This window comes from Kineococcus arenarius subsp. arenarius (genome assembly GCF_050871845.1).
Classification (GTDB): Bacteria; Actinomycetota; Actinomycetes; order Actinomycetales; family Kineococcaceae; genus Kineococcus.
In genome coordinates, this window is record NZ_JBJLSE010000173.1 from 1 (window position 1) to 3,288 (window position 3,288).

General features: G+C 78.4%; 3 protein-coding genes. All 3 read right to left on the reverse strand.

The genetic code is table 11. The features are described from left to right. Positions 1-24: 24 nt before the first annotated feature. From ACRYM0_RS20625 to ACRYM0_RS20635, 3 genes are read right to left on the reverse strand one after another with little or no spacing between them, the layout of a single operon-like run. Positions 25-780, reverse strand: coding sequence for an ABC transporter permease (locus tag ACRYM0_RS20625; RefSeq protein WP_432507719.1), 756 nt, complete (start codon positions 778-780; stop codon positions 25-27). Next, positions 777-2,366, reverse strand: coding sequence for a hypothetical protein (locus tag ACRYM0_RS20630; protein WP_432507720.1), 1,590 nt, complete (start codon positions 2,364-2,366; stop codon positions 777-779). Before ACRYM0_RS20630 ends, ACRYM0_RS20625 begins: the two co-directional genes overlap by 4 nt. Further along, a complete protein-coding gene (locus ACRYM0_RS20635) occupies positions 2,366-3,151 on the reverse strand; it encodes an ABC transporter ATP-binding protein (protein ID WP_432507721.1) in 786 nt (261 codons plus the stop codon). Before ACRYM0_RS20635 ends, ACRYM0_RS20630 begins: the two co-directional genes overlap by 1 nt. Between the last annotated feature and the right edge of the window lie 137 nt (positions 3,152-3,288).

The following is a 3,288-nucleotide window of genomic DNA, read 5'->3' on the forward strand; positions in this document are numbered from 1 at the left end:
GGTCGAGCGCTCGACCGTGCATGATCACCGCGGGGAGGGGGCTGCGGGGCGGGTGCGCACCCCGCGGCCCAGGGCTCGGGTGATCACCACCACCGCGATGGTCTCCGCCGCGATGAGCCCCACGAGCACGAGCAGCTGCACGCGCGCCGCTTCCAGCGGGCTCGCCCCGCCCAGGAGCAGGCCGACGAACGCGCCGGGGAGCGTGACGAGCCCGACGTTGCGGGTCTGGTCCAGCGCGGGGGCCAGGGCGCGGGCGGCGGCGGTTCGGCCGATCTCGGCCACGGCCCGGGCGGGGGTCGCGCCGAGGGCCAGCCAGCCCTCCACGAGGTCCCAGCGCTCGGTGACGTCGTCGAGCATCCGCCGCCCGGCGAGGGTGGTGGCACCCATCGCGCCTCCGATGAGCTGAGCGGTGAAGGGCACCACGTCCAGCGCCCGCAGCGGCAGCGCGCCGGTGGCGACGACGACCACCGCGGCGGCGAGCGCGCCCGCGCCGACGGCGAGCGCCGTGCCGGGCCACGTGCGCAGCGACCCCAGGCGGCGCGCGGACGTCCAGGACGCCACCGCGAGGGCGAGGGTCAGGTACAGCGGCGCCAGGGCGGGCACGCGCAGGACGGCCCCGAGGACGAGCCCGATCGCGGTGATCTGCACGACGGCGCGCAGGCACACCACGGCGACCTCGCGGCCGTGGCGCAGGCCGCCGAGGCGCCCGGCCGCCACGGCGACCACGGCGAGCAGCACGACGGCGACGGCGAGGCTCGCCGTCCCGACCGGCAGGCTCACGAGCGGCCGACGACGGCCAGCACCTCGGGGGCGCGGCGGTCGAGCAGGGCGCCGCCGCGGCTGAGGCCGAGCCGCACCCACAGCGCGCCCAGCCCGGCGCCGACGAGCAGGCCGACCCACCCGACCCACGGCGCCCGCAGCAGCGCCACGAGCAGCGCGGCGAGCGCGGGCAGCGCGAGCAGGGCGACGGCGAGGGTGGTGACGAACTGGGCGAGCAGGGTGGCGGTGGCGGCGCCGCGGGGGCTGGAGAAGGGGTTCCCGCCGGGCGGGGCCACCGGGTAGGGGGCCAGGGCGCTGGCGACGCTGGAGACGCCGTACCCGGCGCCGAGCAGGGCGGCGGAGGCACCGGCGAGAGCCGGCAGCAGGTCCGCGCGCCCGGCGACGAGGGCCCCGGTGACGGTGAGGACGAGCACGACGGGCACCTGCCAGAGCGCGGCGGCCAGGACGCGCCCGGCGCGGTCGTCGCGCCCGCGCACGCCCGCGGTGACGTGCAGGGCGAAGGCGGAGTGGTCGTAGGCGACGTCGTCGTGCAGGGACCAGCCGGTGACGAAGGCGGCGAGCGGCCCGGCGGCGAGGAACCAGCGGCCGGGGTCGCCGCCCGCGGACAGCGGCAGCACGAGCAGCAGCAGGGGCAGGACCGCGACGGAGGCGGCGGCGACGAGGTAGCGGGGGTCGCGCCGCCAGTACAGGAGGCAGCGGCGGGCCACGGCCCCGGCGGGCGTGTCGGGCAAGCGGTCCAGGAGCCCGCCGCCGCGGGCCGTGGTGCGGGCGGGCCCGCCACCGCCCGCGGCGGGGCCGGTGCCGGAGCGGCCCAGGGCGAGCGCCCACACGCCGAGCACCGCGGCGAGCACGGCCAGGGCGAGCAGCAGGCGCAGCAGGGCGGTTCCCCAGCGGCCGGCGGCGGCGTCGGCGGCGGCCGCCCAGGCGAACCCGGGCGGGGTCCAGCCGGCGACGGCGGCGGCGTCGCGGCCGAGGGCGGCGAGGTCGCCGAGGCCGTCCTCGACGCGCTGGGCGAGGAGGTTGACGCCGGGGCCGAGCAGGACGACCAGGACGCCGCCGACGAGGACGGCGACGTCACGGGTGCGGCGGGCGCGCAGCAGCGCGGCGGCCGCGGTGGTGGTGGCGCGGGAGGCGGCCACGGCGGTGAGGGTGCCGACGAGGACGGCCACGACGGCCAGCGCGGTGGCGGCGGCGGAGCGGGACAGGGCGGCGGCACCGGCCAGCGAGAGCAGCAGGGTGACGGCGCCGGGCAGGCCGACGAGGCCGGCGAGCAGCAGGCCCGGCACGAGCTGCGCGCGGGGCACGGCGAAGGTGGCGAAGCGGGAGGGGTCGACGGTCTCGTCGACGCCGAAGGCGACGAGCGGGACGAGCGCCCAGCCGAGCACGGCGAGGGTCCCGGCGCCGACGACGACGGGGCCGGCGACGTCCAGGCCGGTGAAGCGCAGGGCGACCAGCGCGCCGCCGACGGTGACGACGAGGAACAGCGCGTACAGGACGCCGAGGACGAACGCCACGACCTGCCAGGGGCTGCGCCGCAGCCCGTTGCGCAGCAGGGTGAGCTTGAGGCGGACGAGGGTGGCGATCATCAGCGCAGCCAGTCCAGGGAGCCGGTGAGGTCGCGGCCGCCGCCGACGAGGTCGACGAAGCGCTCCTCCAGGGTGCCGCCGCCGCGCACGGTGTCGAGGTCCCCGGTGGCCAGGACGCGGCCGGCGGAGATGACGGCGACGTGGTCGCACATGCGCTCCACGAGGTCCATGACGTGGCTGGAGAGCACGACGGTGCCGCCGCCGGCGACGTAGGAGGTGAGCAGGGAGCGGATCGTGGCGCCGCTGACGGGGTCGACGGCCTCGAACGGCTCGTCGAGCACGAGCAGGCGGGGGGCGTGCACGAGCGCGCAGGCGAGCGCGACCTTCTTGGTCATGCCGGCGGAGTAGTCGACGACGAGGGTCTCGGCGGCGTCGGCCAGGCCGAGGGCGTCGAGCAGTTCGGGCACGCGCTGCTCGACGACGTCGCGGGGCATCCCGCGCAGCAGGCCGGAGTAGCGGACGAGCTCGGTGCCGGTGAGCCGGTCGAACAGGCGCACCCCGTCGGGCAGGACGCCGAGGCGGCGCTTGCCGGCGATGGGGTCGGCCCACAGGTCGGCGCCGAGGACGAACGCGCGCCCGGCGTCGGGGCGCAGCAGACCGGTGGCCATGGACAGCGTGGTGGTCTTGCCGGCGCCGTTGGGGCCGACGACGCCGAAGAAGGAACCGGCGGGCACGTCGAGGTCGAGGGCGTCGACGGCGACCTTGTCGCCGAACCGCTTCGTCAGCCCCCGCAGGGCGAGGGCCGGTGCAGGACCGGTTCCGGTCGGTCGGGCCTGGTGCTGCACGGTTCTCCCCCTGCGGTCGGTCGCGGTCCCGGCATCCTCCCAGCCGGTGCCGGGCCCGTGGATCCACCCGTCGGAGGTGGTCCGTGCACCGTCGGGCGGACCTGCGCGGCCGGTCCCGCGACCGCGCGGGACCGGCC